Genomic DNA, 3,329 nt, shown 5'->3' with positions numbered 1-3,329 from the left:
CGCCCTACCCTCGCAGACAGTCTCCCATCAACTACTCTCGGCGCTAAGAAGCTTAACTTCTGTGTTCGGCATGGATACAGGTGTATCCTTCTTGCTACCGCCACCACACTACTTTCCTTTGAAAAAGCTCTCGCTCTCTCAAAACTGGATCCTATCTCATCTGCTTTTCCCGTTACTTCACTCTGACCTTTGGTCAAGTCCTCGACCGATTAGTACTGGTCCGCTCCATCTATCACTAGACTTCCACTCCCAGCCTATCTACCTCATCATCTCTGAGGGGTCTTACTAACTTAACATTATGGGAAATCTCATCTCGAGAGGGGCTTCACACTTAGATGCTTTCAGCGTTTATCCCTTCCATACATAGCTACCCAGCTCTGCACCTGGCGGTACAACTGGTACACCAGCGGTATGTCCATCCCGGTCCTCTCGTACTAAGGACAGCTTCTCTCAAATTTCCTACGCCCGCGACGGATAGGGACCGAACTGTCTCACGACGTTCTGAACCCAGCTCGCGTACCGCTTTAATGGGCGAACAGCCCAACCCTTGGGACCAACTTCAGCCCCAGGATGCGATGAGCCGACATCGAGGTGCCAAACCTTCCCGTCGATGTGGACTCTTGGGGAAGATAAGCCTGTTATCCCCAGGGTAGCTTTTATCCGTTGAGCGATGGCCTTTCCATACAGTACCACCGGATCACTAAGTCCGACTTTCGTCCCTGCTCGACTTGTCTGTCTCGCAGTCAAGCTCCCTTTTACCTTTACACTCTACGAATGATTTCCAACCATTCTGAGGGAACCTTTGAGCGCCTCCGTTACATTTTAGGAGGCGACCGCCCCAGTCAAACTGCCTACCTGACACTGTCTCCCGCCACGTGAGTGGCGCGGGTTAGAATGTTCATAAAACAAGGGTAGTATCCCACCATTGCCTCCGTAGAAACTAGCGTCCCTACTTCTTCGGCTCCTACCTATCCTGTACATGTTTTACAAACATTCAATATCAAGCTACAGTAAAGCTCCATGGGGTCTTTCCGTCCTGTCGCGGGTAACCCGCATCTTCACGGGTAATATAATTTCACCGAGTCTATCGTTGAGACAGTGCCCAAATCATTACGCCTTTCGTGCGGGTCGGAACTTACCCGACAAGGAATTTCGCTACCTTAGGACCGTTATAGTTACGGCCGCCGTTTACTGGGGCTTCAATTCGTACCTTCGGCTTACACCTAAGCACTCCTCTTAACCTTCCAGCACCGGGCAGGCGTCAGCCCCTATACGTCATCTTTCGATTTTGCAGAGACCTGTGTTTTTGATAAACAGTTGTTTGGGCCTATTCACTGCGGCTGACCTTGCGGTCAGCACCCCTTCTCCCGAAGTTACGGGGTCATTTTGCCGAGTTCCTTAACGATAGTTCACTCGCTCACCTTAGGATACTCTCCTCGACTACCTGTGTCGGTTTGCGGTACGGGTCCTTTGTTTCTTGCTAGAAGCTTTTCTTGACAGCGTGACATCAGTTGCTTCGCTACTTAAATTTCGCTCCCCATCGTAACTTGTCCTTAATGAAGATAAGCATTTGACTCATCCTCAGACTTGTTACTTAGACATGCTTTTCCAGCCGCATGCTCAACTTAGCCTTCTGTGTCCCTCCATTACTCAAACGAAACAAAGAAGTGCAGGAATCTCGACCTGCTTTCCATCGACTACGCCTTTCGGCCTCGCCTTAGGTCCCGACTAACCCTGGGAGGACGAGCCTTCCCCAGGAAACCTTAGTCATTCGGTGGATCAGATTCTCACTGATCTTTCGCTACTCATACCGGCATTCTCACTTCTAAGCGCTCCACTAGTCCTTACGATCTAGCTTCACCGCCCTTAGAACGCTCTCCTACCACACATCCTTACGGATGCATCCACAGTTTCGGTACTATGCTTAGCCCCGGTACATTTTCGGCGCAGAGTCACTCGACTAGTGAGCTATTACGCACTCTTTGAATGGTGGCTGCTTCTGAGCCAACATCCTAGTTGTCTGCGCAACTCCACATCCTTTTCCACTTAGCATAGATTTTGGGACCTTAACTGGTGATCTGGGCTGTTTCCCTTTCGACTACGGATCTTATCACTCGCAGTCTGACTCCCGAGGACTAGATCAATGGCATTCGGAGTTTATCTGGATTCAGTAACCCTTGACGGGCCCCTAGTCCAAACAGTGCTCTACCTCCATGATCCTAGCCTCGAGGCTAGCCCTAAAGCTATTTCGGAGAGAACCAGCTATCTCCAAGTTCGTTTGGAATTTCACCGCTACCCACACCTCATCCCCGCATTTTTCAACATGCGTGGGTTCGGTCCTCCAGTGCGTTTTACCACACCTTCAACCTGGACATGGGTAGGTCACTTGGTTTCGGGTCTACGTCCTCATACTTAACGCCCTATTCAGACTTGCTTTCGCTATGGCTCCGTCTTTTCAACTTAACCTCGCATGAAAACGTAACTCGCCGGTTCATTCTACAAAAGGCACGCCATCACCCATTAACGGGCTTTGACTACTTGTAGGCACACGGTTTCAGGATCTATTTCACTCCCCTTCCGGGGTGCTTTTCACCTTTCCCTCACGGTACTGGTTCACTATCGGTCACTAGGTAGTATTTAGCCTTGGGAGATGGTCCTCCCAGCTTCCGACCAGATTTCTCGTGTCTGGCCGTACTCAGGATCCAAAACGGAGGGTACCAGTTTTTGTCTACGAGGCTCTCACTCTCTTTAGCGTAGCTTCCCATCTACTTCGACTAACTGATACTTTTGTAACTCCATGTGTTTTGTCCTACAACCCCAATAAGCAAGCTCATTGGTTTGGGCTATTTCCCGTTCGCTCGCCGCTACTTAGGAAATCGATTTTTCTTTCTCTTCCTGCAGGTACTGAGATGTTTCAGTTCCCCGCGTCTGTCTCAACTTAGCTATGTATTCACTAAGCTGTAATCATCCTACGGATGATTGGGTTGCCCCATTCGGAAATCTCCGGATCATTGCTTACTTACAGCTCCCCGAAGCATATCGGTGTTCGTCCCGTCCTTCTTCGACTCCTAGTGCCAAGGCATTCACCGTGCGCCCTTTATAACTTGACCTTTGAAAACTTCCGTTTTCTTGATCATCTTGCAATTTCTTGCGTGTGTTTCTCGGTTATTACAGATTTAATAGTATCCAGTTTTCAAAGATCGAAATCATTGATGATCATTCCTGACCATCAATGGAGGTTAACGGGATCGAACCGATGACCTCCTGCGTGCAAAGCAGGCGCTCTCCCATCTGAGCTAAACCCCCATCTAACTATGCTTCCTTCAAAG

The 3,329-nt window shown here is 49.4% G+C and carries 1 tRNA gene and 2 rRNA genes; all 3 read right to left on the bottom strand.

Annotation, left to right across the window (positions count from 1 at the left end):
• Positions 1–108 (bottom strand): 5S ribosomal RNA (gene rrf, locus EKM67_RS10315); the annotation flags it as partial.
• Positions 109–189: 81 nt separating this feature from the next.
• Positions 190–3,110 (bottom strand): 23S ribosomal RNA (locus EKM67_RS10310).
• A gap of 123 nt (positions 3,111–3,233) precedes the next feature.
• Positions 3,234–3,306: transfer RNA gene (locus tag EKM67_RS10305), tRNA-Ala, on the bottom strand.
• Between the last annotated feature and the right edge of the window lie 23 nt (positions 3,307–3,329).

The organism is Lapidilactobacillus mulanensis, assembly GCF_003946215.1.
Lineage (GTDB): Bacteria > Bacillota > Bacilli > Lactobacillales > Lactobacillaceae > Lapidilactobacillus > Lapidilactobacillus mulanensis.
The sequence above is the reverse complement of the archived record's forward strand: the minus strand, read 5'-3'. Positions and strand labels throughout refer to the sequence as shown.